This is a genomic window from Shewanella sp. JNE2 (genome assembly GCF_023159115.1).
In the GTDB taxonomy this organism is placed as follows: Bacteria; Pseudomonadota; Gammaproteobacteria; order Enterobacterales; family Shewanellaceae; genus Shewanella; species Shewanella putrefaciens.
Map to the genome: position 1 here is coordinate 1,825,650 of NZ_CP096169.1, position 25,780 is coordinate 1,851,429.

General features: G+C 43.6%; 26 protein-coding genes and 1 riboswitch. Of the genes, 19 read left to right on the plus strand and 7 right to left on the minus strand.

Annotated features, from left to right (window positions below):
- The first annotated feature begins 125 nt into the window (after positions 1-125).
- The 5 genes from MZ182_RS08195 to MZ182_RS08215 all read left to right on the plus strand — a co-directional run bounded on the left by MZ182_RS08195 (position 126) and on the right by MZ182_RS08215 (position 3,703).
- The gene (locus MZ182_RS08195; protein ID WP_248066018.1) at positions 126-1,067 is read left to right on the plus strand and encodes an S-adenosylmethionine decarboxylase proenzyme; all 942 of its coding nucleotides are present in this window, start codon (positions 126-128) and stop codon (positions 1,065-1,067) included.
- A gap of 188 nt (positions 1,068-1,255) precedes the next feature.
- Entirely contained in the window at positions 1,256-1,894 is a 639-nt protein-coding gene (gene pdxH, locus MZ182_RS08200) for a pyridoxamine 5'-phosphate oxidase (protein ID WP_011789666.1), read from the plus strand.
- A gap of 129 nt (positions 1,895-2,023) precedes the next feature.
- Positions 2,024-2,476, plus strand: coding sequence for a YaiI/YqxD family protein (locus tag MZ182_RS08205; protein ID WP_248066001.1), 453 nt, complete (start codon positions 2,024-2,026; stop codon positions 2,474-2,476).
- Positions 2,477-2,596: 120 nt separating this feature from the next.
- Positions 2,597-3,172 carry a YceI family protein gene (locus MZ182_RS08210; protein ID WP_248065997.1) on the plus strand — a complete coding sequence of 192 codons (576 nt, stop codon included), beginning with the start codon at positions 2,597-2,599 and terminating at the stop codon, positions 3,170-3,172.
- A gap of 177 nt (positions 3,173-3,349) precedes the next feature.
- On the plus strand, positions 3,350-3,703 hold the full coding sequence (locus tag MZ182_RS08215; protein WP_011789663.1) for a DUF3802 family protein: 354 nt from the start codon (positions 3,350-3,352) through the stop codon (positions 3,701-3,703).
- Between the two features lie 96 nt (positions 3,704-3,799).
- Here the strand turns inward: MZ182_RS08215 and MZ182_RS08220 are convergent, their stop codons facing one another.
- The gene (locus MZ182_RS08220) at positions 3,800-5,578 is read right to left on the minus strand and encodes a M61 family metallopeptidase (protein ID WP_248065994.1); all 1,779 of its coding nucleotides are present in this window, start codon (positions 5,576-5,578) and stop codon (positions 3,800-3,802) included.
- Between the two features lie 144 nt (positions 5,579-5,722).
- Between MZ182_RS08220 and hinT the strand changes: the two genes are divergently transcribed.
- From hinT to MZ182_RS08235, 3 genes are all read left to right on the plus strand, one after another.
- Positions 5,723-6,079 carry a purine nucleoside phosphoramidase gene (gene hinT / locus MZ182_RS08225; RefSeq protein ID WP_011789661.1) on the plus strand — a complete coding sequence of 119 codons (357 nt, stop codon included), beginning with the start codon at positions 5,723-5,725 and terminating at the stop codon, positions 6,077-6,079.
- Positions 6,076-7,083: a PaaI family thioesterase gene (locus MZ182_RS21435; protein WP_248065993.1), complete on the plus strand. Its 1,008-nt coding sequence runs from the start codon at positions 6,076-6,078 to the stop codon at positions 7,081-7,083. The genes hinT and MZ182_RS21435 overlap by 4 nt, the downstream gene beginning before the upstream one ends.
- 133 nt (positions 7,084-7,216) lie before the next feature.
- On the plus strand, positions 7,217-7,612 hold the full coding sequence (locus MZ182_RS08235; RefSeq protein WP_248065990.1) for a YcfL family protein: 396 nt from the start codon (positions 7,217-7,219) through the stop codon (positions 7,610-7,612).
- 37 nt (positions 7,613-7,649) lie between these two features.
- Here MZ182_RS08235 and MZ182_RS08240 read toward each other — a convergent pair whose 3' ends face one another.
- A complete protein-coding gene (locus tag MZ182_RS08240) occupies positions 7,650-7,877 on the minus strand; it encodes a hypothetical protein (RefSeq protein WP_248065987.1) in 228 nt (75 codons plus the stop codon).
- Between the two features lie 289 nt (positions 7,878-8,166).
- Between MZ182_RS08240 and deoD the strand changes: the two genes are divergently transcribed.
- Together deoD and tsgA are read left to right on the plus strand one after the other, a co-directional pair.
- Positions 8,167-8,871 (plus strand): purine-nucleoside phosphorylase, encoded by a 705-nt coding sequence (gene deoD, locus MZ182_RS08245; protein ID WP_011789657.1) that lies wholly within the window; start codon positions 8,167-8,169, stop codon positions 8,869-8,871.
- A gap of 50 nt (positions 8,872-8,921) precedes the next feature.
- Entirely contained in the window at positions 8,922-10,076 is a 1,155-nt protein-coding gene (gene tsgA, locus MZ182_RS08250) for an MFS transporter TsgA (protein ID WP_248065985.1), read from the plus strand.
- A 76-nt stretch (positions 10,077-10,152) separates the two neighbouring features.
- Here the strand turns inward: tsgA and MZ182_RS08255 are convergent, their stop codons facing one another.
- The gene (locus MZ182_RS08255; protein ID WP_011919133.1) at positions 10,153-10,833 is read right to left on the minus strand and encodes a Crp/Fnr family transcriptional regulator; all 681 of its coding nucleotides are present in this window, start codon (positions 10,831-10,833) and stop codon (positions 10,153-10,155) included.
- Between the two features lie 222 nt (positions 10,834-11,055).
- Positions 11,056-11,183: riboswitch (TPP riboswitch) on the plus strand.
- A 54-nt stretch (positions 11,184-11,237) separates the two neighbouring features.
- Between MZ182_RS08255 and MZ182_RS08260 the strand changes: the two genes are divergently transcribed.
- From MZ182_RS08260 to MZ182_RS08290, 7 genes are all read left to right on the plus strand, one after another.
- A complete protein-coding gene (locus tag MZ182_RS08260) occupies positions 11,238-13,475 on the plus strand; it encodes a TonB-dependent receptor (protein ID WP_248065981.1) in 2,238 nt (745 codons plus the stop codon).
- Between the two features lie 68 nt (positions 13,476-13,543).
- On the plus strand, positions 13,544-13,804 hold the full coding sequence (locus MZ182_RS08265) for a hypothetical protein (RefSeq protein ID WP_248065980.1): 261 nt from the start codon (positions 13,544-13,546) through the stop codon (positions 13,802-13,804).
- Between the two features lie 102 nt (positions 13,805-13,906).
- Positions 13,907-14,563, plus strand: a complete 657-nt coding sequence (pnuC, locus tag MZ182_RS08270) for a nicotinamide riboside transporter PnuC (protein ID WP_041408200.1) — start codon at positions 13,907-13,909, stop codon at positions 14,561-14,563.
- Between the two features lie 30 nt (positions 14,564-14,593).
- Positions 14,594-15,697, plus strand: a complete 1,104-nt coding sequence (locus tag MZ182_RS08275) for a phosphotransferase (protein WP_248065978.1) — start codon at positions 14,594-14,596, stop codon at positions 15,695-15,697.
- A gap of 198 nt (positions 15,698-15,895) precedes the next feature.
- Entirely contained in the window at positions 15,896-16,777 is an 882-nt protein-coding gene (locus tag MZ182_RS08280; RefSeq protein WP_011789650.1) for a DUF6279 family lipoprotein, read from the plus strand.
- A gap of 196 nt (positions 16,778-16,973) precedes the next feature.
- Positions 16,974-17,522 (plus strand): NAD(P)H nitroreductase, encoded by a 549-nt coding sequence (locus MZ182_RS08285; RefSeq protein ID WP_025008074.1) that lies wholly within the window; start codon positions 16,974-16,976, stop codon positions 17,520-17,522.
- Positions 17,523-17,543: 21 nt separating this feature from the next.
- Positions 17,544-18,056, plus strand: a complete 513-nt coding sequence (locus tag MZ182_RS08290; RefSeq protein WP_025008075.1) for a GNAT family N-acetyltransferase — start codon at positions 17,544-17,546, stop codon at positions 18,054-18,056.
- 274 nt (positions 18,057-18,330) lie between these two features.
- Here the strand turns inward: MZ182_RS08290 and ggt are convergent, their stop codons facing one another.
- The gene (ggt, locus tag MZ182_RS08295) at positions 18,331-20,070 is read right to left on the minus strand and encodes a gamma-glutamyltransferase (RefSeq protein ID WP_248065976.1); all 1,740 of its coding nucleotides are present in this window, start codon (positions 20,068-20,070) and stop codon (positions 18,331-18,333) included.
- Between the two features lie 108 nt (positions 20,071-20,178).
- Between ggt and MZ182_RS08300 the strand changes: the two genes are divergently transcribed.
- The gene (locus MZ182_RS08300; RefSeq protein WP_248065974.1) at positions 20,179-21,474 is read left to right on the plus strand and encodes a GNAT family N-acetyltransferase; all 1,296 of its coding nucleotides are present in this window, start codon (positions 20,179-20,181) and stop codon (positions 21,472-21,474) included.
- A gap of 74 nt (positions 21,475-21,548) precedes the next feature.
- Here the strand turns inward: MZ182_RS08300 and MZ182_RS08305 are convergent, their stop codons facing one another.
- The 3 genes from MZ182_RS08305 to MZ182_RS08315 all read right to left on the minus strand — a co-directional run bounded on the left by MZ182_RS08305 (position 21,549) and on the right by MZ182_RS08315 (position 24,611).
- A complete protein-coding gene (locus tag MZ182_RS08305) occupies positions 21,549-22,172 on the minus strand; it encodes a LysE family translocator (protein WP_248065972.1) in 624 nt (207 codons plus the stop codon).
- A gap of 161 nt (positions 22,173-22,333) precedes the next feature.
- A complete protein-coding gene (gene hppD / locus MZ182_RS08310; protein WP_025008076.1) occupies positions 22,334-23,374 on the minus strand; it encodes a 4-hydroxyphenylpyruvate dioxygenase in 1,041 nt (346 codons plus the stop codon).
- 76 nt (positions 23,375-23,450) lie between these two features.
- Positions 23,451-24,611, minus strand: a complete 1,161-nt coding sequence (locus tag MZ182_RS08315) for a homogentisate 1,2-dioxygenase (protein ID WP_014610385.1) — start codon at positions 24,609-24,611, stop codon at positions 23,451-23,453.
- A 192-nt stretch (positions 24,612-24,803) separates the two neighbouring features.
- Between MZ182_RS08315 and MZ182_RS08320 the strand changes: the two genes are divergently transcribed.
- Positions 24,804-25,718 (plus strand): LysR family transcriptional regulator, encoded by a 915-nt coding sequence (locus MZ182_RS08320; RefSeq protein WP_115015110.1) that lies wholly within the window; start codon positions 24,804-24,806, stop codon positions 25,716-25,718.
- Positions 25,719-25,780 lie beyond the last annotated feature (62 nt).

Genomic DNA, 25,780 nt, shown 5'->3' on the forward strand with positions numbered 1-25,780 from the left:
ACTTAGGCTGATTTTTGTTTTTATAAGGGAAAGATTTTCGCTTTTATTGCAGTCTGAGTCGTGTAAAATCCCGTTGTTCTAGGATTAAGTAAAGGATGAGTGACGATCATGAGGTCAAAGAGTTGATGTTTTTCGAAGGTTCAGAAAAAAAGCTCGAGATTATCGTGACCCCAGTTGCGGCTAATTTACGCCAATTGGATTTATCTTTTTGGTCATCCTTAGTGCGATGCGCCAATGCGGATATCCTTTCTACGCTGAAAAGTAAACACTGTGATGCTTATTTACTCAGTGAATCTAGCCTGTTTGTTTGGGATGATAGAATTTTAATTTTAACCTGTGGTAACAGCATGTTAGTCAATGCTGCTTGCTATTTTATTGACAAGTTAATGGTCAATAATATCGCATTAGTCAGCTACCAGCGCAAAAATGAATACCATTCCCACTTGCAAAACAGCACCTTTGCCGATGATATTGTTCAATTGCGTCGACTCATCTCTGGCAAGGCGTTTCGTATCGGACATTTAGACTCACATCACCATTATTTTTTTTGCTCAGAAGGGCGCTATCATGCCCAATCGGACGATAATACCTTAGAGTTGCTCATGTACCATATTCGGGGCGAGTTTGCCGACTATCTTAACGGTGAGGTACAAACCAAATCCGAGATTTGTGCGTGGCTTGAATTGGATAGAATATTTCCTGAATTCACCTTTGATGCTCATTTATTTGAGCCATATGGCTTTTCAATGAATGGACTTTGGGGGAAGTATTACATTACGTTGCATATTACGCCCCAGGCTGGACAAGCGTATGGCTGCTCCTATGTGAGTTTTGAAACTAATCTTGATTTGTCACTATATCCCTACGCTGTGCTCGAGCATTTGTTAAGCGTGTTTTCCCCTGTGAGTTGGGATGTGATTGGGTTTAACCATCCTATCGAGACACAAGTATTTCCTGCACATTTATGCTTAGGGAGTTGTTCATTAACGACCGAGCAAGGTTATAACATTCGTTTTAACCACTATCAGCAGTGTCAGATTGAAGTACTGATCCCTGAAGTCATGTAAATTATTGGTATTTGTCTTTTTGGAGAATACCATGGATTTTTTGTTGATATTTTTATCTTTTGTTGCCATTGAGAAAGGCTAAGATTTTTTATTTTGCGTGGTAAACTCATCCCATTGATGCGATAGCTTTTTGCTGTAATAAAAGTGATTGCCATGATTAGACTGCCCGTTTGCTTAAGGAATTCCCCATGACAGATCTCAGTGATATCCGCCGCGAGTATGCTAAAGGCGGCTTAAGACGTGCCGACTTACCGCAAAACCCGATGGACTTGTTTGCACTGTGGATGACACAGGCGAGGGATGCTGAGCTTAGCGATCCCACTGCAATGTGTGTGGCAACTGTGGATGAACAAGGTCAACCTTTTCAACGGATTGTGTTACTTAAGCGTTTTGATGACACAGGTTTTGTGTTTTTCACTAACTTAGGCAGCCGTAAGGCACAGCAGATCGCAGCCAATAATAAAGTCAGTTTACATTTCCCTTGGCATCCTTTGGAGCGCCAAGTATCGGTGCTTGGCGAAGCTCAGGCCCTTTCTACTACTGAAGTACTTAAATACTTTATGACTCGGCCTAAAGACAGCCAAATTGCCGCATGGGTATCGCAGCAATCGAGTAAACTCAGTGCCAGACAAGTGCTTGAGGGCAAATTTTTCGAAATGAAGGCTAAGTTCGCTAAGGGGGATGTGCCCTTGCCTAGTTTTTGGGGGGGATATCTTGTCAGACCCAAGAGTATCGAATTTTGGCAGGGAGGAGAGCACAGATTGCATGATCGTTTTATTTATACTCGCGATAATACTCAGTGGATTATCGATCGTTTAGCCCCATAATCGGGTCTGAAATCTTGTTTCAGATATTTGATGTGACGAAATAGTCGAATCGCGGAGCCACTCTAGGTTGAGTGATTATGATTAAGTCGCCATTGTTTAAGTCGTTATTATTGATTGAGTATCCAAGTATTGAGTGATTATAAAATTTGGGTTGATGCCGACGCTTGCCCTAATCCTATCAAAGAAATACTCTTTCGGGCGGCAGAGCGAAAAGCCTTACCCCTTGTGCTAGTCGCAAATCAGATGATCCGTGTACCACCATCGCCTTATATCAGCCAAATTCGAGTGGGGGCGGGGTTTGACGTAGCGGATCAATATATTGTCGATCATGTTAAGCCTTCGCATTTAGTGATCACGGCGGATATTCCTTTGGCCGCCTTAGTGATTGAAAAGGGCGCTTTGGCACTCAATCCCCGTGGTGAGTTGTACACCATCGATAACATAAAACAAAAATTAACGATGCGGGACTTCATGGAAGACTTGAGAGGTTCTGGCGTGCACACTGGTGGTCCAGATTCGTTCTCACAAGCGGATAAACAGGCTTTTGCCAACAGTTTAGATAAATGGTTAGTGCGAGTTTGAGTCATTGTTTACTGGTCGCTAATAGAGAAAAAGAGTATCTTTGGTGATCATAAATGGATGTAAATCACGATTAATTTGCTTGAATATAGCGTTTAAACTGACTCTTTGAGGGCTGATGCAATGAACAAATGGATTGGAATTTCGGCATTGTTAACCATGGTGAGCTTTAGCTGTGCGGCACACTGGCAAGTCATGGAGCAAGATTCACGAGTCAGTTTTATCTCATTAAAAAAAGGTGATATAGGTGAGATACATCACTTTAAGCAACTCAAAGGTACGCTAAAAGATAATGGGCAATTTGAGTTAGTGATTCCGCTTACGAGTGTGTCAACAGGTATTGAAGTCCGTGATGAACGCATGCAAAATTTATTGTTTGAAGTGTCCTTATATCCAGAGCTTAAACTCACTTCGCAGGTAGATAGCAAAATGCTAAAGGATTTAGCGGCGGGGGAAACTATCGTCACAGATATCGAGGGTAAAATTGCTTTTCATGGTAAAGAGCAAACTAAAACATTCTCGGTAATGTTGACCAAAATCTCCGATAATAAACTGATGGTTAGCAGCTTTCAGCCGATAATAATCAATGCTAATGAATTTGGTTTAGTCACTGGTGTTGAAAAATTGCGGGATATTGCAGGGTTGTCTAGTATTAGCCAAGCCGTTCCTGTGTCTTTTGTACTAACCTTAACGCAGTAACATCAATAAGATTGGCGTAGATCAATATGTCTGCTGTGAGACTTAAGCTAAGGTGTGGTAGCAGCTGACATTGATGAATAAAAGCAATAGGTTGAGTTTTGAACGTGTTAGTATTTTGACTAATATTATTAATTTAGGTTGTATTGACCTTAAGTTCATGAGTGTTAAGGGTAAAAAATGGTCACTGATAAAGATGGTTACATGCATTTGATCCAGTATTTGACTGAGCATCTTGGCATATTTGAACTACCTGATACTCAATGTGTTTCCGATGACACTGTGATGGAGTTATTTGAAGAGCAGTTGTCAGCTCAAATCATTATGGTTTGTGGCCAACATCCTTCGTTATCTTTTACTGAGCGAAATACCATTATTCGTGAAGTGGATGCCATAGTATACGATCTAGAGGAAATCCTTGCTTCGGTTGCTAATCATAAAGCAACGCCTTCTCAAACCTTGTTTGTGACAGAATTCTCTGGATTGATTAAGAATTTATTCGATCAAGAAATTGCCAAGCTGCCTAATCGCTAAGCGATATAGCAAAAGTATAAAAACAACGCACAATACCTGAACATCAACATAAGCAGATAAATAATGACCTTATCTATCTGCTTTATAACGATGAATTTATGGCTTATTTTCAACGCCAAGCCAAGCGGCTAATTTCGTGTCATCAATAATCGATAGTGCGACGGTATCCTTTGGTGCTGGTGTGATGGTTAACTCCCCCATCATTAATTCATCCCGTCTAAACCAATGTAACGGTAAGGTTTGTCCAAGTGGATACTGTTGCAACTGTGCCTCAAATTGCCCTGTGACTTGAAGATTGTCCGCGGCAATTAATACATCTCCTGCGCTTAAACCTGCAAGATGGGCAGGGCTGCCTTGGGTAACAGTCACTATTTTTAAACCGATTGGTGCGGCTTGGGTTTTAGCACCAAAGGCTATTTCATAACCTTTGGCTTTGACCCCGCCTACATCTTGCGCGCCTTGGCTGGCCCGAAGGGTAAGTTCGACGCCAAATTTAGCAAGTAAAGGAGCCAATGGAATGTCGTCGGTGTTATTTAAATAGGCGAACAGGTCGTGACAATCACGCCCGAGTAAGCGCTCAACAATCTTTTGATGGCAATCATCTGTGGTACCACGGTTTTGCAGCGCATATTCTTGCCATAGAATTGTCATCACATCATCGAGAGTGTGCTTGCCTTGCGTCTCGCTTCTTAAGGTTAAATCGAGATACAAAGCAAACAGTGCGCCTTTAGTGTAATAGCTGATGATGGCGTTTTGTGCATTTTCATCCTGTTTATAAAACTTAGTCCACGCATTAAAGCTTGAATCTTTAATACTTTGCTTAAAACGCCCCGGACTACGGTAAACGCGGGTGAAGGTTTCACTCAGCATATCTAAATAGCTTTGTTTATCGACAAGTCCCGCTCTGTAGGTCAGAAAATCATCGTAATAAGAGGTTATCCCTTCATAGGCCCACAGTTGCGATGTGTAGGTTTCTGTTTCGAGTCGATAAGGGCGGAAGCACTCTGGTTTAATACGTTTCACATTCCAGCTGTGAAAATACTCGTGGCTACATAAAGATAAATAGGTGCGATAGTCATTATTGATGGGCGCATCGATTGAAAGGGGTAAATCTTTGCGAGAACACATTAATGCAGTAGACGCTCTGTGCTCTAAACCGCCAAAACCATTGTCTAATACTGTGGTCATAAACAAATAACGTTTGAAGGGGGCAGGTGTGCCAAAGAGGTTAATTTGGCACTCACAAATGGCCTTTAAGTCTTGGCAAAGTCTTGGCATACAAGCGCGATGGCGGCCATTGAGTACGATATCGTGCCGCACGCCACAGGCATCGAAACTCCCTAGGATAAATAATCCCATCTCTACGGGATGATCGATCAGTTCATCATAATTTTCGGCACTGAATTGACCAAAATCAAAGTCATCACCACTGGTGCGGCTCATGCTGGTCGCGACGCGCCAGTCACCTAACGCTAATTCTGTGGGAGGCAACAGAGCGACAGTGTGAGTTTGATCTTCAAAACCGTGTGCCGATAAAAAAACGCTACTGCCATTAAAGAAACCGTGGGTCATGTCCAAATGTGCGGTGCGCACCGATAAATCCCAAGCATACACTTGATAAGTCAGAATAATTTCGTTGCTATTATGGTCAACCGACCAGGTTTGCTTATCTAATTGGGTGAGTTTAAGTGCTTGGCCGTTTGCATCCTGAGCCTTGAGTTCAATGATATTTTTGGCGAAGTCTCGCACCATATAACTGCCGGGCAGCCAAGCGGGTAGGCTGAATATTTGCACTGCGTTGGGCTTAGATACCGTCATAGTGACCGCAAATAAATGGGCTTTCGGATCAACGGGGATTATCTGGTAATGGATCATATTTATCCTGCAAAACCTGAGTGTTTTAATGGTGGTCATGCTGCCAAAAATGCCTGCAACAGGCAAATGAAAAGCAAAATATCTGCAGACACAAAGTGTTAAATTGCTAGTATACTATGCCAACTAACCCAAGGAGGACGCCCCATGGCCGAAGAAACCATTTTCAGTAAAATTATTCGTCGTGAAATTCCAGCGGATATTCTATATCAAGATGAATTGGTTACCGCTTTTAGAGATATTTCCCCTAAGGCGCCAACCCATATTTTGATTGTGCCAAATCATTTAATTCCAACGGCGAACGAGATGAAAGCCTCTGATGAGCCGGCACTGGGTCGGATGATGACAGTTGCTGCAAAATTAGCCGCTGAGGCTGGCATTGCGAAGGATGGTTATCGTCTGATTATGAACTGCAACAAGCATGGTGGACAGGAAGTGTACCATATTCATATTCACCTCGTGGGCGGAGAACCACTGGGTCCCATGTTGAGCCAAGGTCAATGAAGGTCAATCCCGAGTTTTTTCCGCTGACCCAAATGGCGCAGCGGTTTGTGGAACAATTAGCCCAGTGTCGTCGCCTCGGTTTAGCTGTTCTGGAGGCGAGCGAGCATCATGTGTTGATTGAATTGCCTTACAGCACTGAATTAATTGGTTATCCAGATACTGGCGTTATCCATGGTGGGGTTATCACGACCTTAATGGATACCGCTTGCGGCAGTGCAGTTGTGAGTGCTATTTATCAAAAATATCAATCATTAGAGATTTCTCCCACCCTCGATTTACGGGTGGATTATATGAAGCCAGCGCAGCCTAATAAACCTGTGTATGGCTTCGCTGAATGTTATAAGTTGTCTTCTAATATTGCCTTTACCCGCGCAATTGCTTATCAAGACAGTATCGATGATCCCATCGCCCATGCGGTAGGTTCTTTTATGCGGATCAGCCCTGAAATGGTCGGAGATGCATTTAGACAAGCACTTATGGGGGAGACAGTATCTGTGCTAGGTGGGAGTGGTGAGCAAAATCATTCTGCGTTAGCAGAAAGTGTTACTCAAAACCCCCAAGTAAAAGCGCCTATCGATGTCCAAGGCATCGTTAAACGCGCGACCGAGCTTAATGATTTTGGCCATTTACTTGAGCATGTTCCTTATGCCAAATTCATTGGTATGAAGGTTGAGCGTTTTGGTGATGAACTGATTTTTAAACTGCCCGCCAAAGCCGATAATATCGGTAATCCTGTGTTACCTGCCATTCATGGCGGCGTGATTGCAGGCTTTATGGAAATGTCGGCAATAGTGCAATTAATGGTATTTATGCAAACCGCCAAAGTACCTAAAGTTGTTGATTTTTCAATCGACTATTTGCGTGCTGGCCTGCACAAGGATAGCTTTGCTGAATGCCGAATTACCCGTCAGGGTCGACGAGTTGCCAACGTGAATATTGATTGTTGGCAAACTAATCGTAAACAACTTATTGCCACTGCTCGGGCACATTTTTTGATAGATTAAGTGATAGTACTCCCCGCTGGGCGACTCATTACCAAATGATTAAGCATGAGTTCAGCTTCTGTCGATGAGTATTACTGCCAGTCAAAGTGGGCCATATTTGCCCAATACTTTATCGCTAGATAGGGAGAACAACATGAAACATATCTACACAGGGTTAATCATGGCTGCAGCGCTTACGCTTGGTGCTTGTGCCTCAAATACGGCGGGTATTTCGGTAAGCTCACAAGGTGAGACTCGTGTTGATAGTAGCAGTTTTGCTCGTAAAATTGCGATCGAAAATATTGATGCGCGCCGTGTAGGTGATTTAATTCAAGGCTCTGCATTGATTGTGAGTAAAACCTCTACCGATATGCGCGTGCAGTATAAATTCACTTGGTACGATGCCAGCGGCTTTACTATTGAAGATGAGGCAACAAGCTGGAAATCGGTGAAATTGCACGGTAAACAGCAATTGCAGGTGTCGGCTGTGGCGCCGAACGCCCAAGTGGTGAAATTTGACGTTTATGTGCGCGAGACCTATTCAAATTAGATTGGTGCTTGCTTTTGTAGAGTCTGTATCGGATTTTCTACATTTTAGAAATAAAATATATTTTAAAAAGACTTACTCTTTTTGGCATAAGTCTTTTTATTTGTATCAAATACAATGTGTTAATACCAATCGTATTAAATATCTGTTCATTCAGCGGGAGTTCAACGCGCTTTAGACAAGGCGAAGGCTTGAAGGCATAGTGGTGCTCTGTCAAAAGCCTTAAACGCAGTATAAAGCGCGTTGAAACCCGCCCTTCGGGAGCCACACAGGCATCCCACTCCCGTGTTGCATTGACTTAAAAGGGAATGACCATTTCTGCGTCAATGCGCCTTGGATTGAGATGCCTGTGAGGCTCTGAACTGATTAGATATTTAATGTGATTGGTATAAGTCATGGTTTGTTATTAAGTTTTATGATGCTGAGTGTAAACGTTGCGATAAATCATCCACTTTTAACAAAAAAGGGGGACAGCAAGAGAAGATCCGGACTTTAGTCCTAAAAATATTTCGCGGTTGAGCACTACTATCTGCATATTACCACATGAGGATAGACCTATGACGGCTCATATTAATGCGCAACCTACTGATTTTTCTGAAACTGTAATTATGCCGGGCGATCCGCTGCGGGCTAAATATATTGCTGAAACCTATCTTACTGATGCCGTAGAAGTCACTAATGTTCGCAATATGCTGGGTTACACAGGTTATTACCAAGGGCAACGCATTTCGGTGATGGGCCATGGTATGGGCATTTCATCTATGGTGCTCTATGGCCATGAGTTGATTAATTTTTTCGGCGTTAAACGTATTATTCGTATCGGCAGTTTAGGGGCGACCCAACAGCATGTTCAAATGCGCGATGTGATTTTAGCTCAAGCCGCTGGCACGGACTCACCCACTAACGCTAAACGCAGCAGTGGCTACCAAATGGCGACCTCGGCGACTTTTTCTTTACTGCATAAAGCCTATACCAAAGCCAATGAAAAAGGCATTAGCGTGAAAGTTGGCAACGTGTTTAGTGGCGATCTTTATTATGATCCCGACGAAGATATGATCCCTGCGCTCGAGCGTTTCGGAGTGTTGGGTATTGATATGGAAGTGGCAGGACTTTATGGTTTGGCACACCAACAGGGAATTGAATCCTTAGCTATTCTGACGGTATCGGACCACTGTTTAACGGGTGAAGAAACAACGGCGCAAGAGCGTCAATTATCTTTCAATAATATGATCGAACTCGCCTTAGAAACCGCGCTTAATTAGGGTTAACGCTATCCTTTGTATCCTTAGCATTTCACCGATGGAATGACAAAATGAATAATAAAATCACTTTAACTGCAATTAGTTTTCTCGCTAATTTTATAATGGCGGGCTTTGCCACTCAATTTGGGATGCTGATTGAGCCTATTGCAGATAAATTTTCAGCAAACGTGAATGACGTTGCTTCCATATTCTCCTTGCTTAATGGTGGCGCATTGGCGGGTACTATTGCTGCCTTTTTCTTTATTGAAAAATTAGGCATCAAGCGAATTACCATAATTAGTTACAGTCTAGTGGCAGTGTGTGCTGTGGCATTACATCTCACCCATTCTCTACAAGTCGTGATGGTAGCCATGACCTTAATTGGTTTTTGCGGCGGTATGGGGTTATGTATTGCCGGTACAATAGTGGTATCGGTGTGGCAAGAGAAATTACAAAGCACCATGCTAGTCGTACAAGATGCCACGTTTAATATTGCGGGGGTTATTTTCCCTTTAATCACAACGTATGCACTCACAAGTTCATTGTCATGGAGTTACAGTTACTTAGCTGTAGGTCTCGTGGCGTTGGGAACCGTGATTATTACCTTATTTACTAATTTTTCGTTATGTGAGCAATCATCGACTACTGAAGATAAGCAACAATCGGAATGGAATTTTGGCATTATTAGCGGCGGTGTGGGCTTATTTTTAGGCATGTTGGCGCTGTATACATTTTTAACGTGGGCTCCCTTATTCGTTAAGCAAAAATTTAATATTCCATTTGAAGACGCGGGCAATATTATTACTCAATATTGGTCAGCAGCACTGATTGGTGCATTAATTTCGACGCTGATTGTGACGCGGGTAAAAATTCACCATTTTTTAGTCGCAATTATCGGCCTTGCTATGATCATCACCTTTATGATTGTGACGACCGATAAGCTTAATTGGGTAGGTTATTTAACCTACGGTTATGGCTTTGTGTGCGCAGCCCTATATAACGCATTTATTGCTTATGGCGTGTCCTTTGTTAAAAAAGCCAGTAGTAAAAATGTGTCCTATATTCTGATCAGTGGCAGTACTGGCGCCATGTTTAGTCCCGCCATTAGCTCATTCTTTGAGCGCATAATCGGATTACAAACTGTGATGTATGTTATTCCACTGCTTTATGTTGCGATATTTATTATGTTGATTGTTTCAGGTCGAATGAAGCCTGCAGCGGCCTAAGATCCATTTGCTAAGTTAATTGATTTGGTCCACTTTCGCGAATGAATAACCTCGAGAGTGGGCTTTTTTAATTTTGCTATATCGCAGCTTCAACGAATTGTTTAAGGGCATTGAGATCTTTAATCCTAATCCCTTCTTTGTTGCGTTCAATCAGGCCACGTTCCTCAAGTAGCTGTAGCGCACGTCGATAGACCCGATCTGTTGTACCAAATCGCTCCGCCTCTAAATAGCGTTTACTAAAGCCATCGACGGGTAAATCATTTAAATATTCATGGTAAATATCATATGCCACGTTATAGCTGATGGGATAAAGCAGTCGCCGGGTAAAAATATCGACGGTGTCTTGGTAGTCAATAGCAATGGCACTGGCGAAAAATAACGCAAGCTGCGGATGTTGCCCAAGGGAGCACTGCAGTTTTTCGGCGCTAATGATCATGATTTCTAAGGGTTCATTGGCAATAATATCCAACTGACAGTGATACTGAGTAAAAAACTCCATCTCACCAAAAAGTTGCGAATCACAATCGATAGTCCCTAATTGAAAACATCGACCATTTCTGGCGGTATGGCCAAGTGATACGCGCCCTTGTTTTACCAATACCAGTGAGGCCATGGCTTCACCTTGTGTCATTAGATGAGCGCCTTTTTTAAGCATTTTAACTTCGCTGATACAGCTTAGTATCACCGCTTCAATAAGGGGATAGTCTTGCTCCCATCGCTGGCTATAACGTCCTTTGGCTAACGGTTTTAGCTGCATTGAGTATGATCCTCTTATCCTGTTCAAAATCGCGGTCTTCTATAACATTATCGTGAGAAGTGGTCAAATGAGCTAAAGGATTTGAGCTGCGACGGTGGGCATTTTTGCCCTGACGTTTAGCATAAGACTTTTAACATTGTGCTGAAAGACAAGGTTTTAGTGACATTTAAGGATATCGCAGGCACAAGTGTGTCTACTTTATTATTTTCGTCATGTATACTAAGCGCCGCCAAGGGGTGTTTGCAGCGAGTTCACTTTAACTCTAGTGACTGCAAACTGAGATGTCATCAGACGAACCCTTAGAACCTGATCCGGCTAATACCGGCGTAGGAATGGGCCAATCAACAGCACACTTCTGAATCGCTTATTCGTTGCCGGATCTCAAACATTATATTTGAGGTCCTATGTTTAACAGTAAAAATCACATTTCTAGCATATCCTTGAAGCGAGCACCGTTGGTCTTAGCCATTGCCGCCGCGCTCAGCACCTCTGCATTTGCACAAACCGATGCTATCGATAAACCCGATCCGAACACTGAGATGGAAATCATGGTGGTGACGGCGGATTTTCGCAGTGCCAGTTTAGAAAAAATGCCTTCAAGCATAACCGTTATCGATGCCCAGCAAATTCAAGATGAAAGCGCACAGCACTTTGAAGATGTGCTTAATTCCATCGCTAACGTTAATTGGTCAGGTGGCAGCTCGCGGCCGAAATATTTTCAGATCCGCGGCGTGGGTGAGCAAGAGCAATATCAAGGCGCACCTAACTCATCGGTAGGCTATATTGTTGATGATATTGACTTATCTGGTATCGGCATGGTGTCGAGTATGTATGATCTACAACAAGTCGAAGTGCTGCGTGGGCCACAGGGGACACGCTACGGCGCCAATGCCTTAGCGGGATTAATTTACTTAAAAAGTAATGATCCAACCGATGTGTTTGAACATGGCGCAGAGGTGTCTTTAGGCAATGACGATCTGCAAACCTTTAGCGGTTTTAGCTCTGGACCATTAACGGATTCTGGTAAGTTGCTGTACCGTGTGGCGCTACAGCAACATCAGCAAAACGGTTATCGCGATAATCTGTATTTAGGACGTGATGACACCAATGGCCGTGATGAATTTACGGGTCGCGCTAAATTACGCTGGTATGCAACCGATGATTTGCAACTGGATTTAACCCTGCTACATGCCAATTTTGATAATGGTTATGATGTGTGGAGTTTAACCAATTCACCAACACAGACGACCTCGGATCAGCCTGGCGTTGATAGCCAGCGCACCACTGGTGTGGGTTTTAAAGCGACTTACTCAGGTGCAGAGCAGTTTGAGCTGACATCACTTACCTCATTTGCCAATACCGATCATCATTATAGTTACGATGGCGATTGGGCTAACCCAGATTATTGGTCTGGGAAACAATGTGATATTTATGATGCCGATTGGAACTCAATTGGAAAGTTGCATTGTGTGTATGATGCAACATGGTCAAAAGTTGGTGAAAGAAAAACGTTTACTCAAGAATTACGTCTAACCTCAAATGATGCAGGAAAAATATTTAACAAGTCGACTGATTGGTTATTTGGCATTTATTTTGCGAATTTGCAAGAAGATAACGGTTTGGTTGACTATGCAAAATATAGTAATGGTGGTTTGAATCCTAGCTTTAAAGAAAGAACTAAATATTTGGATTCAACATATGATGCGAAAAATTATGCGATGTTTGGTCAACTCGATATTGATATGAGTAATGATTATTTACTGTCTCTTGGATTGAGATTAGAACATCGCTCAAGTGATTATAGCGATACAAATCTGGATGTTTTTTCACCATCAGAAACAATGTGGGGTGGTCATCTCGCATTGAGTAAAGCTTTTAGTGAACAGCATAATGCCTATATTCGAGTTGCCAAGGGATATAAAGCGGGTGGTTTTAATATGACCTTACCTGCGAATTTGGCGGATAAAAAAGAATTTGATACTGAAACTTTATATAACTACGAATTAGGCCTTAAGTCAGCATGGCTATCTGGAGTTCTCAGTACTAATGTTGCTGTTTTTTATATGGATAGGCAAGACCAGCAAGTATCTGCATCTAAAAAAAATCCTGAAGATATGAGTGAGTTTATTCTTTTTGTAGATAATGCTGGAAGTTCAAAAAACTATGGTCTTGAAATTGATGCTAATTGGTACATCGATAGTAATTGGCATTTATATTCTAGCGTTGGCTATTTAAATACCGCCTATGGTGATTATAAGTATGAGGTGGGTGAAGATGAGTTTGTAGACTTAACCGACCGAGATCTGGCCCATTCCCCCCATTTTACCTACAGCATAGGCGGGGCCTATCGTGCTAACTCAGGTTGGTTTGCCAACTTGAATATGAGTGGCAAGAGCGAGTTTTACTACTCAGACAGTAACGACTCCCGCTCTGAACCATATACTGTTGTGAATGCGCGGCTTGGTTATGAGGCGAGTGCTTGGTCGGCTTATTTATGGGGCCGTAATTTATTTGATGAAGAATATGGCGTTCGTGGTTTCTATTTTGGTAACGAGCCCGATAATGGCTGGGCAGAAAAACAATATATTCGCTATGGCGATCCGCGCCAGATTGGTGTGACCTTTAACGTCAAGTTTATGTAGTGGTTTGAGCCCTAGTCTCGGACTAGGGCTGTCGCTTATCTAACGCAAATAAATATCAAGGAATTAAAATGAAACTGACCGCAGAAATTAGCATGTATCCCTTCAATGAAAACTACCTCGATCCGATCAAGTGGTTTATTGGTCGCCTGGACAGCTATCCCAATATTGAACGCGTGACCAATGCGATGGCAACTCAGGTATGCGGCGAATATGTAAATGTGATGACCATGCTGGTGACCGAGATGCAAGCCGCCCATGAGAAATGGGGCAAAGCCGTATTTGTCTGTAAGTTTATCGGCGGTGAGCTTAATCTCGCCCACAGTGAGTAATGTAATATTATCTTTGCTAGCACCTAGCACCTAGCACTTAGCACTTAGCACCTAGCATTGATAATTTGTGCCTTTTCGTCCAGTAACAGCGAGAACAACACATTGACAGATTTATGGTTAACCTTGCTCGAGAATATGAATATAGCCTTCAGTGAAGTCCATGTGATGACGGCATGGGAAGCCTTGGCCGTATTGCTGGCGATGGCCTATTTGCTTTTGGCAATGAAGGCAAGCGTTTGGTGCTGGGCGGCAGCGTTTACCAGCACAGCCATTTACACTGTGTTGTTTTGGAAGGTCTCCTTGCTGATGGAGTCTATACTCAATGTCTATTATATGGCGATGGCACTTTACGGTTATTGGCTCTGGACTCAAGGTGGAGATAAACAGCAAGGCGTTAAAGTGACCACTTGGTCATTGAAAAAACACTTAATATTAATTGTCACCACTGGGGGTATTTCGCTTTTAGTCGGTCATGGTATGGCGACTTATACCCAAGCTGCATTTCCGTATTTAGATGCCGCGACAACGTGTTTTGCCGTGATGACCACCTATTTAGTCGCTCAAAAAGTATTAGAAAACTGGCTTTATTGGGTGGTTATCGATCTCGTTTCTATTTATCTCTATCTTAGCAAGGGGTTGATGCTGACATCCTTGTTATTTGTCCTATATGTGGGGATGGCTGTGGTGGGGTATTTCCTGTGGCGTGCAGCGTTAGCTAACGATAATCGTCAAGATAACACCTTGAGTTTGCTTCGCTAATTTTACTCTATTATTTAAAGGTCGGCAGGAATGTCATCCACACCTAAGGCAGTTAATCTAACCTGCTCAAGTTTAGTTGTCGCACCAGTATCGACTGAGTTTTATAAAACACTATTCCCCATTTTGGAAGCCGCGGGGCTTGATACCGTGCTCAGTATTACCGAGCTTTCAGGGGGACTCAGTAATCATAATTATAAAATTATCACGCCAAAAGCGAGTTATGTGCTTAGGGTAAATGCAAACGCCACTGATATTTTTTGTATTCGGGAGCAGGAGCATTTTTATTGGCAGCAATTGGCAAAGGCTAAGGTTGCCCCGCAACTTTTTTGGGTGAGTGATGATGAGCGGTATTACTTAAGTGAGTTTATTGCCTCTGATGGGATTCAAGATGACCCCATTTCAGAACCGGCAACGCTATTTTGGCGGGATCTTGAAAAACCACTGTGCGCGCGTGATTTTTTGCAGAATGCTAAGCGCGATAATACTCAAAGCACAACAATACCGCACTATGGGCAAGCGCATATTTTATTACTGGAATTATTGCTCAAGTTACGCGATCTTCCTGCGGGTCCTTATGCTATCAGTGTGACTGAGCAATGGCAGGAATATCATCAGCAAATGATAAACTATGCAACACTGCCTACCGCCACGGAAACGGCCATAATTCATCATCGACAGTTAGATAGCGCATGGCATGGGCGAGTTACTAAACTTGTTGGCATACAAGCTGATATCCAACGATGGGCTGATAAACTTGCCGCCTGTTTAGTTGCGCCGCAGTTTTGCCATCGGGATCTGAATCCCCATAATCTGTTACTGCAAAATAACCATCTATTTTGTATTGATTTTGAGTATGCCACTGCCTCACATCCACTTTGTGAACTTGCGGTTGTATTAGCCACCCACGCGTTAACCCCCAAACAGCAACATTTTTTGTTGGATGAATACTTAAAGGATCATCCTTATTTAACGATGGATGCCGCATTGGCAGTACCCGCTGCGATTGAACTCTATTGGGTATTTGCGTGCTATTGGGCGCTATTGATGGCGGCGCAGCAAACTGAGTCAAATCGCCGTACAGAATATATTGCTTGGTTTGATTTTTTCTGGCCGATGATTTCGCACGAGGTTTAATTAATCGGTTATACCCATGTCCATAGGATCCATATTTTGCACTGACTAAATACTCGCCTATTATCGTGTATTAAATCAGTAGTCATAAAATAAACGTATTTCTTACTACGTTTACTTATAAAAACAATGCTATAAAACAAGCAACTTTATATCAGTTACCGCGTCTTAAAGAGACACTTCTAGGATGGATAATTCAGCATGAAAAAAAGCGTGATGCTACTCGTGTGTCTTTTAGGCTTAAGCGCCTGTTCCACTAAATTCAGTTATCGTTTCCTCGACTGGGCCATCGGCTGGGAGCAGGAGGATTATGTCACCTTAGATAAAACACAGCAGAAGGCATTTGATACGCTGGTTGAAAAAATGGTTTTTTGGCACCAATCCAAAGAGTTAGCTCATTATGTAGTGCAATTAAAAGAAGTTGAAAATTTAATTAAAACCAATGAGTTAACGCCATTGCTGTGGGCTGGACATGTGGATATAGCCAAGCGCCATTGGTTTAGGGTGTTTGAGTTCGCGATGCCAGAATTGCTACCTATCATCATGTCTTTGACCGATAGTCAGGTAAAACAAATTCTCACAAAGCTACGGGAAGATGAGCAAGCGCTAGTCAAAGAGTTTGCAGGTAAAAGCCCTGAACAATTACAAAAAGATGCCGACAAGCGTTTACAAAAGCAGTTTGAAGATTGGCTGGGCAGCGTAAGTGCAGAGCAAAAATCACTTATCCACCAATATAACCAACAGCGTTTATCCACTTTAGATATGTGGCTTGAATACCGGCATGAATGGTTGCGTCAGTTTGAGGTTGCGCTTGGGCAACGTGCCGATAAAGTGCTTTTAACAGAACGTTTGACCTTATTAATGACCCAACCAGATGAACTTAAGTCTGAGCAACATAAAGCATTTTTACGTCAGAATACAGAAGCCTTTGGCACTTTATTGCTCGCGATGAACGGTAGCTTATCTGCCAAGCAATCGAAACATTTCTATAAAAAACTCGGGAAGTTAATTCAAGATTTGACGGAGCTAAATCAAGAGGCGCTTGAAAAAGAATTCAAATCAATGAAAGCATTATCGACTTGATAGTATCTATTTCATTAGCGGAATTTTTAGTGAAGCACGCTTATGTTACTCGTATCAGACATGGCTCAATTTGAGCCGTTATTTGGATGGCTGGCAGCAACAGGTTAAATCTCACTTTTGTGGTGGGATTTTTTATGTCTCTTTATCCACAATTTGTTATGCTTGAGCCCAATTTATATCGAATTAGGATAATAACTTGGACGCTATCGAACTCTTACTTACCCGTCAGTCAACTCCGCGATTAACCGCTCCAGCTCCTGATGCGAATCAATTAAAGATCATCTTAGATGCTGCCATTCGCGTGCCAGATCATGGTGCCCTAGCACCATGGGAATTTATTATCGCCACAGGCGATGGGCTTAATACCTTAGCCGATATTTTTGTTAATGCAGCAAAAGCCAATGGTGCCGATGAGGATTTTGTCAATAAAGCCAAGGGTATGCCAATGCGAGCGCCTATGGTGATTACCGTGGTAGCTAAAACGCAGGATCATCCTAAAGTGCCAGTGCTCGAGCAGCAAATTGCAGCGGGCTGCGCGACCATGGCAATGCAGCAAGCGGCGTTTGCCTTGGGGCTCGGCGCGGTGTGGCGCACTGGCGATTTTGCCTTTGATGCGAATGTGAATGCGGCATTAGGCCTAAAAGCACAGGATCAAATTGTCGGTTTTTTATATGTTGGCACGCCAGCCGTCGTTGCACCTAAAAAGCCACAGAAGGATGGTCATCAATACGCCCGTTATTTATAAAATCTTGAGTGGAGAAATCCTATGCAAGTTACCCGTACCCCGAGGTTAATACTAAGGCATTTGGTGCCAGAGGATGCTTCTTTTATCCTAGTGTTACTTAATAGCCAAGGTTTTATCGATCATATTGGGGATAAGGGGGTTCGGACATTGAGTGATGCTAAGGGTTATATTACCAATGGCCCGATGAAAAGCTATGCAGAGCAGGGTTTTGGTTTATATGCTGTAGTACTGGCAGAGAATGGTTTTCTAATTGGGATCTGTGGGTTAATTAAAAGACCTACGCTTGAGAATGTGGATTTAGGCTATGCCTTTTTGCCGCAATATTGGGGTAAAGGTTATGCCTTTGAAGCGGCAAAGGCGTCACTTGAGGTTGGCAAAGAGCTTGGAATTGAGCCTATTGTCGCCATCGTTAGCCCACATAATCAAGCATCAAAGTCGCTGTTAAACAAATTAGGCATGACATTTGAGACTCAGTTACAACTTACCCCTGAAGACTCGCCAGTCGAGCTATTTAGTAGTTGTAATGGCAGGTAAATATATGATTAGTGGCGCTAGGGCAATTTCTCAATAATTCATTCTTCAATAACTGAGAATAAACAGGGAGTGTTGCTCCCTGTTTATTCTATTGCAGCGATAATTTTTTGATAATGGATTAATCCACGAATGCTTAATATCGGCTTTTTTACTGTGGAAGTGTCTATACATCAGCATAGGGTCATCGCTGCCGTCTTTTGAACGGATCTGTTCATTTAAGGGTTAACAGATCCATCTTTTTATCTATTCTCTATACTATTCATTTGGTTAGCAATTAATAGCCAACTGCTTCACTACCTGAATGACGCGGATCTGAAGCGCCAAAAATACCTTGTTCGGTCACCATAATGGATTGAGTACTGCCCATCGCCGATTGCACTGTTACTTTATGGCCTTTGGCTTCGAGCAGGGAAATGGTATCGCGATTGACGCTAGACTCAACTCGTAATTCATCGGGTTGCCATTGATGATGTACCCGCGCCGCATAACTCGCCTCGGCAATGTTTAGACCATGGTCAATGACATTCATAATGATTTGCAATGTTGTGGTGATAATACGTGAGCCGCCAGGACTACCTGTGATAAGGAAGGCTTTACCATCTTTCATCACAATCGTTGGGCTCATTGAACTCAGTGGCCGCTTGTTACCTTCGACCGCATTGGCATCACCACCTACTAAACCATAGCCATTGGGTACACCAGGTTTGGCTGAGAAATCATCCATTTCATTATTGAGCAAAATGCCTGTGCCTTTGGCCACTAAACCTGAACCATAACTGAAGTTTAAGGTGTAAGTGTTTGATACCGCATTGCCCCATTTATCCACCACTGAGAAGTGAGTTGTTTGATCGCTTTCATAGGGAGCCAGTTTACCCGGTTTAATTTCACTGCTTGGGGTTGTCTTATTTATCGCAATCTTGCTGGCGATTTTTTGGGCATAGTCAGCGTTTGTTAACGCGTTAACTGGCACTTTATAAAAGTCAGGATCGCCTAAGTATTCACTACGATCGCTATAGGCGTATTTCATCGTTTCAGCCATTAGATGAATGGTTTGTGCTGTATTATGGCCAAGTTTATCAATGGGGAATTGTTGCAACACATTGAGCATTTGGATGATATGCACGCCGCCAGAGGAGGGGGGGGGCATGGATACCACCTGATAACCACGGTATTCTCCACGAACAGGCTCACGTTCTACGACTTTATAATGTTTAAGGTCGTCTAAGGTCATAATGCCGCCAGCTTCTTTCACCGCATTGATGAGCTTAGTGGCGGTTTCACCTTCGTAGAATCCTTTGGTGCCTTTTTCAGCGATAAGACTTAACGAATGGGCAAGTTCAGGTTGTTTAAGAATATCATTCACTTGATAGTCACTGCCGTCAGCTTTGTAGAAGATAGCTGCCGTGGTTGGCCATTGGGTCATGCGGCGTTTGAGGCCTGCAAGGGATTGGGCAAGATCTGGCGTTATGCTGATACCTTCCTGCGCCATTTTAATCGCGGGCGCAGCGACTTGGGCGAGAGTCATAGTGCCATATTTTTCAAGGGCTAAGCTCATGCCCATAACGGTTCCTGGTACTCCCACGGCTAACCCATGTTCGCGGCTTAACTTTTGGACTGCGTCACCATTTTCGTCAAGGAAAATATCTTTTTTGGCTTTAGATGGCGCCATTTCACGGTAATCGATAGCAATGGTTTTGTTTTCTTTGGCAAGATGCACCAGCATAAAACCACCACCACCAATATTACCAGCGCGTGGTAAGGTAACTGCCAAACTGAAGGCTACAGCAACGGCGGCATCAACTGCATTACCGCCTTGTTTTAGGATCTCAACGCCAGTACGACTGGCGAGTGTTTCTTGGCTGGCGACCATGCCATGTTTGGCCCATACGGGTTGTGCCGTTGCCATTTGGCTGAAAATAGGCGCTTCATCTGCGTAGAGGCTTGGAGAGGATAACAAGGGCAAAGCCATCGCGACGATGAGAAAAAGAGGTCTAAAAGTTCTTGCGGAACGCATACTTAATCCTGAATTTATTTTCATTATGACTATGCAATGTGCCGAGAATTAGGCTTAATTGCAACCTCGTATACTTGTTCACATCATTAAAGGACGATAATTTACCCAATGAAACCGCTTATCTTGGCCTTTGCGAACTCAATATCGGATATTTCACCACAAGCATGGAATACCGTAATGGGGACAGTAAATCCCTTTTGTCGCCACGAGTTTCTCTTAGCGTTAGAGCAAAGCCGCTCAGCCTGTGTTGCAACGGGTTGGATACCAAGACATTTATGTGTGTTTGACGCGGGCGATACCTTAAATGATGTCGCTTTTAAGGATAAAGGCTTATCACCGTTAACGGAAGGTGCACTGATAAGCGGGCAAACTGCGCAGCATTTTAATCGGTTATCCCTTATCGCCGTTATGCCCTTATACCAAAAGTCTCACTCCTATGGCGAGTATGTGTTTGATTGGGCATGGGCCGAAGCCTATGCGCGCCATGGGCTCGATTATTATCCCAAATGGGTGAATGCCATCCCTTTTACGCCAGTGCAAGGGCCCCGCATAGGTATTACGCCTGAATTGGAAAATATTGAGCAAACACGCATTGGCGAATTAATGCTGAGGGCATTGGATCAACGGTTGATGCATGGGACGGGAGAAATTCAAATTTCCTCATGGCACAGTCTGTTTGTTGCGCCAGCGCAAATGCCTTTGTTTGGGGCTTCATCTACACAGCTAGTTAAACGCTTAGGCACACAGTTCCATTGGTACAACCGTGATTATCGGAATTTCGATGATTTTCTATCACACTTTAGCTCACGTAAGCGTAAAAACATCCTGAAGGAACGGGCACAATTACAGCCTTTTGGGCTCAAGTTTGAATTTGTCGAAGGTGAGCGGGTAACTGAATTGCAATGGCAGACTTTTATCCAATGTTATCAATTAACTTACCTTAAACGCTCTGGACATCGAGGTTATTTAACTCCCGCATTTTTTCAGCAGTTGGGGGCGCAATTAGCTGATCACATCCTACTGTTAGTGGTAGAAGATGCAAAGGGCGAGATGATCGCAGGCGCTTTGTACCTCAAAGGTGAGAATACTCAAGGGCAGAAATGTTTATATGGCCGCTATTGGGGCACAACGGTCGAACTCGACGGCTTACACTTTGAAGCCTGCTATTACCAAGGCATTCAATACTGTATTGCACATCAATTCCATATATTTGATGCGGGCGCGCAGGGTGAGCATAAGGTGTTGCGTGGCTTTGAGCCCGTAGCAATGTATTCCTACCATAACATCGCCCATTTGGGATTTAAGACGGCGATTGCTGACTTTGTTGAGCAAGAAACACAGCAAATGCAGCAATATATGGCGCAGATGCAGGATGTGTTGCCCTACAAAAAAGAGCCTTCATAAAGACCGAGTTAACGGGACTTTATTGGGCTCATTTTAGGACGAGCGGATTATATTTAAGCGGTTAGTTCAAATCGTTAGCTCATGGCTAACCAAACTCCTACACCTATCATTAGGCTGCCTGCAATCCGGTTTAACCAGCGAATATTATCCCCACGGCTCAGGAAGAGTCGGAGGGTTTTACCGCCGCTGGCATAGGCGAGCATTGAGGTAAATTCGGTCACCATAATAATGCTCAGCAAGGTGAGGAGCTGCGGCGCGACGTCGCGCTCGGCATTGATAAAAGGCGGCAGTAGCGACACCATAAATGCCCAACCTTTAGGATTGGCAATAGCAGTAATAAAACCTTGGGAGATCAAGGTAAAATTGCTGGCTCTGGGGTTAGTATCGCCATCACTTAGCATGGCCATCTTGCCGCGGGCGCGCCACATTTGTACGCCGATATAGCCTAAATAAATTCCGCCAACCCACTTAAAGATTTGAAATACTTCGGGGTAGTTGAGCATGATACTGGCAACCCCCATCACGGCGGCTGTGGCGACTAATGCTACGCCAATGAGTTCACCTAACATCATCCATAACGTGCGGCGCACACCTATGCTCATACCTAGCGTCATGGCGAGTGTCATGCACATGCCAGGCGTGATAGAAACAAAGAAAAAAGTCGGGATAAACACAGCGAGTAAGGCAAAATCAGGCATCGTTGGTCAGTCTTAAGTCAACATTAAAAGGCCGATAGTGTAATGAAATTGCTTAGCATAGCCAATGGGCTTGTTTAAACCGCTTCATCAAATGGATTTTTGCTATGCGTAAAAACAGAAACGGTACGCAGTGCGTACCGTTTTTATGGACGGGATGATATTTATAGAACGCCGCGGCGCATTTGGTCCCGTTCAATTGATTCAAACAGGGCAGTAAAGTTGCCTTCACCAAAACCTAAGTTATTCTTGCGTTGGATAATTTCGATGAAAATCGGGCCAAACAGGTTTTTAGTAAATATCTGCAGCAAATAGCCCGTGTCGTCACCATCCACCAAAATTTGGTGATGTTTGATGCGCTCATGATCCTCTGTGACCTGCGGCACTTTATCGAAAATAGTGTCGTAGTATTCAGGGATGATGTCTAGGCATTGGATTGAGCTGCCTTCCATCGCATCTAAGGATTTAACGATATCACGGCTTCTGAAGGCTAAATGCTGCACACCTGGGCCATTGTATTCCTTCAAGTATTCATCGATTTGGTTTTTATCGTTGCCTTTACCTTCGTTAATCGGGATACAGAAGCTGCCATCGGGTGAGCGCAGGGCGTAGGACACTAGCGCGGTTTGTACGCCGCTGATGTCAAAGTAACGCACCTCAGTAAAACCAAAAATATTTTTATAGAAGTTAGCCCAATGTTCCATTGTGCCTTTGTAGACGTTGTTGGTTAAGTGATCGACCTCGATAAAGCCTTTCTCTTGAGTGATAATTTGCTCATCTAAATCTTCAAAATCAGTGGCATAGATATTGTTATCTGCACCGAAGGTGTCGATAAAATAAATTAAGCTGTCGCCAATGCCGTAAATCGCAGGATAAGGCAGATCTTTGTTGGAATCATCGGCGGGTTTTGCACCACGTTCAACGGCAACACGATAGGCAAAGCCGGCATCTTCTACCCGCCAGCCCATAGAACAAATGGCTGGGCCGTGGGATTTAGCAAACTTAGCTGAGAACCCTTCGCGCTCAGTGTTGAGCAGAAAATTAATATCATTCTGTTTGTAGTACAGAATGTCTTTATGCTTGGCTTTTTTCAGCAGTGAAAAACCAAAGTCGATAAAGACTTTGTGCATAAAATCAGTATCAGGGCTGGCGAATTCCGTGAATTCGATACCTAATAAGCCCAGTGGATTGAGTTCGCTTGCCATGATGTTTTCCTCGTTATTTTAGTGCAACACGCCGTCACTCTAATGACTCCCGCATGGGAGTGCTGGTGGCTTGGGGCTAGTCTTCTAGCCAAGAGCGGTTGTAGTCTTTGCTCATGCAATTTTGTACATGTTCGGTTAATTTCAGTGGGGCGAAGGTGTCCACCATCACTGCATATTCATAGGTTTCTTTTTTACCAATCGAGGCTTCGGTGCGACCCGGTTGCGGGCCATGGGCCACACCTTTTTGATGTAAGGTCATATAACCCGCTTCAATGCCCGTGCGGCTCATAAAGTCGCCATCGACGTAATACAAGACTTCGTCGCTATCTATATTGTTGTGGTAATAAGGCGCGGGAATCGATTTCGGGTGGAAATCGTAGGGGCGTGGCACGAAGTTACAAATCACAAAGTTATGGGCGGTAAAGACTAAGTGATCAGAAGGGGGGAGATGTATTTTGCCTACCTTGGGTGCGTATTCTGTGATGTTGAATGCCCAAGGGTAAACGCAGCCATCCCAACCCACTAAATCAAAGGGATGCCATTCAAGTGTGGTGAGTTGGTACTTATCGCCAAACTTACACACTAAGGGGAAGGCGCCGCGCTCAACCACAGCATCTTGCAATGTGGGCACACGCAAATCGCGCTCGCAATAAGGTGCCGATTCTAACAGCTGGCCATACTCGTTACGGAAATGCTTAGGCACTTCCACCATAGAGAATGACTCGATGACGAAAAGTCGCACATTGCTGTACTCGTTGAATTTAAGCTGATAAGTGGTGCCACGTGGGATCACGAGATAGTCCCACTTTTGGACCTTAATCGTGCCGTACTCGCTGTAGAGTGTGCCTTCGCCTTCGTGGACAAAAACCACTTCATCGGCATAGGCGTTACGGTAAAATTCGTCGGTATCGGCGGTGACTTTGGCGGTATAGAGAGCTAAATCATTGTTATAAAAAATCTTGTTACGGGCGCTGAAGAAATTACCTTCACGGTCGGCATCGCGGGAATCGAGTTTATAGTTTTGGACCAGCGAGTCTTCCCAATTGGCACCGTGGCCTAGGCTGTAGGGCGCCACTTCTAATGCTTTGGTGGGCATGTTGTGGTGATATTTATTGGAATAAATATTGGAAAAGCCATGGGTTGAGAACAACTCTTCACGGTAAAGCTCACCGTTTTCCTTTTCAAATGCGATATGGCGCTTATGGGGGATCTGCCCCTGTTTTACATAAAATGGCATGGCTAAAGAGGTCCTTGTTTGATCAGTGTTGTATATCGTTATTGTTATGTGATCTTGTTATCAATTTAGTTGCTTGGATCAACAAAAAAAAGAATAATAAATCCGTTGTCTCAATCTAAAAAATAGATGGTATTCTAATCTTTACGAATCGTAGTGTTTCCGTGACATTCTCATTAGAGCCAAGGAGTGACCATGCGCATCGATATTGATGCTTTTAATGTGCTGCAAGTGCTGGTGGAAGAGGGCAGTTTTGCCAAGGCGGCGGAGCGGTTACACAAGGCGCAATCGGCGGTGAGTTATCAAGTTAAAAAGTTGGAAGAGCACTTAGGTGTACCGCTTTTTAGCCGTGAACAATATCGCGCTGAGCTGACGCAAGAGGGCCGTGTGATTTTAGCCGAGGGGCAAAGATTACTACAACACCTTGCTAACATTGAACATCTTGCCAGTCGCTTCAGCGAAGGTTGGGAGCCAAAGCTAGAGCTCGTGATAGACGGTGCCTTACCGATGGAACCAATTATGACGGCTTTAAAACGCATGGCTGAACATCAGATCCCCACTAAAATTCAGCTTAATATGGAGTTTTTAGGTGGCGTACAACACAGATTCGAACGTGATAATGCCGACTTGATGTTAGTGAAAGATTATCGCACTGGCCCCTATTATCATCCGCAGCCTCTGCCAGCCATCACTAGCGTATTAGTGGCAAGTGCTTCGCATCCTTTAGCTGTTATTCGTAAAATTAGTTTGTCTGAGCTGCAGCAGCATGTGGAATTGACTATCGAAGACTCTTCACCCAATAAAAGTTATCGTGATGAACTACAATTTGGCGGCGATAAAGTGTTTTATCTTTCAGGTTTCATTATGAAAAAGAATGCCTTGTTGAAAGGCTTAGGTTTTGGCTGGTTGCCGGACTTTTTAGCGCAAGAAGAACTGGCTAAGGGTGAGTTAGTTGAAATCGACTTTGTCGGTGGCAGCCGCTTTACGTTTATCCCGCAACTTGTCTCGACCTTAGAACGTCCATTAGGCCGAGCGGGACAACTCTTTACTAAATTGATTTTAGAGGAGTTTGATAAAGCAGAGCAGTTTAATGGTGTCGGTTTGGGATGATAAATCGCCGTTTATGATGTTGTGAAATAACGCCCTACATAAAATAATCGCATTTTGACATT

Excerpts from the sequence above, each read along its gene's own strand:
- MZ182_RS08195 (WP_248066018.1), top strand. The coding sequence starts at position 126 with ATGTTTTTCGAAGGTTCAGAAAAAAAGCTCGAGATTATCGTGACCCCA.
- pdxH (WP_011789666.1), top strand. The coding sequence starts at position 1,256 with ATGACAGATCTCAGTGATATCCGCCGCGAGTATGCTAAAGGCGGCTTA.
- MZ182_RS08210 (WP_248065997.1), top strand. The coding sequence starts at position 2,597 with ATGAACAAATGGATTGGAATTTCGGCATTGTTAACCATGGTGAGCTTT.
- MZ182_RS08215 (WP_011789663.1), top strand. The coding sequence starts at position 3,350 with ATGGTCACTGATAAAGATGGTTACATGCATTTGATCCAGTATTTGACT.
- MZ182_RS08220 (WP_248065994.1), bottom strand. The coding sequence starts at position 5,578 with ATGATCCATTACCAGATAATCCCCGTTGATCCGAAAGCCCATTTATTT.
- hinT (WP_011789661.1), top strand. The coding sequence starts at position 5,723 with ATGGCCGAAGAAACCATTTTCAGTAAAATTATTCGTCGTGAAATTCCA.
- MZ182_RS21435 (WP_248065993.1), top strand. The coding sequence starts at position 6,076 with ATGAAGGTCAATCCCGAGTTTTTTCCGCTGACCCAAATGGCGCAGCGG.
- MZ182_RS08235 (WP_248065990.1), top strand. The coding sequence starts at position 7,217 with ATGAAACATATCTACACAGGGTTAATCATGGCTGCAGCGCTTACGCTT.
- deoD (WP_011789657.1), top strand. The coding sequence starts at position 8,167 with ATGACGGCTCATATTAATGCGCAACCTACTGATTTTTCTGAAACTGTA.
- tsgA (WP_248065985.1), top strand. The coding sequence starts at position 8,922 with ATGAATAATAAAATCACTTTAACTGCAATTAGTTTTCTCGCTAATTTT.
- MZ182_RS08255 (WP_011919133.1), bottom strand. The coding sequence starts at position 10,833 with ATGCAGCTAAAACCGTTAGCCAAAGGACGTTATAGCCAGCGATGGGAG.
- MZ182_RS08260 (WP_248065981.1), top strand. The coding sequence starts at position 11,238 with ATGTTTAACAGTAAAAATCACATTTCTAGCATATCCTTGAAGCGAGCA.
- MZ182_RS08265 (WP_248065980.1), top strand. The coding sequence starts at position 13,544 with ATGAAACTGACCGCAGAAATTAGCATGTATCCCTTCAATGAAAACTAC.
- MZ182_RS08275 (WP_248065978.1), top strand. The coding sequence starts at position 14,594 with ATGTCATCCACACCTAAGGCAGTTAATCTAACCTGCTCAAGTTTAGTT.
- MZ182_RS08280 (WP_011789650.1), top strand. The coding sequence starts at position 15,896 with ATGAAAAAAAGCGTGATGCTACTCGTGTGTCTTTTAGGCTTAAGCGCC.
- MZ182_RS08290 (WP_025008075.1), top strand. The coding sequence starts at position 17,544 with ATGCAAGTTACCCGTACCCCGAGGTTAATACTAAGGCATTTGGTGCCA.
- ggt (WP_248065976.1), bottom strand. The coding sequence starts at position 20,070 with ATGCGTTCCGCAAGAACTTTTAGACCTCTTTTTCTCATCGTCGCGATG.
- MZ182_RS08300 (WP_248065974.1), top strand. The coding sequence starts at position 20,179 with ATGAAACCGCTTATCTTGGCCTTTGCGAACTCAATATCGGATATTTCA.
- MZ182_RS08305 (WP_248065972.1), bottom strand. The coding sequence starts at position 22,172 with ATGCCTGATTTTGCCTTACTCGCTGTGTTTATCCCGACTTTTTTCTTT.
- hppD (WP_025008076.1), bottom strand. The coding sequence starts at position 23,374 with ATGGCAAGCGAACTCAATCCACTGGGCTTATTAGGTATCGAATTCACG.
- MZ182_RS08315 (WP_014610385.1), bottom strand. The coding sequence starts at position 24,611 with ATGCCATTTTATGTAAAACAGGGGCAGATCCCCCATAAGCGCCATATC.
- MZ182_RS08320 (WP_115015110.1), top strand. The coding sequence starts at position 24,804 with ATGCGCATCGATATTGATGCTTTTAATGTGCTGCAAGTGCTGGTGGAA.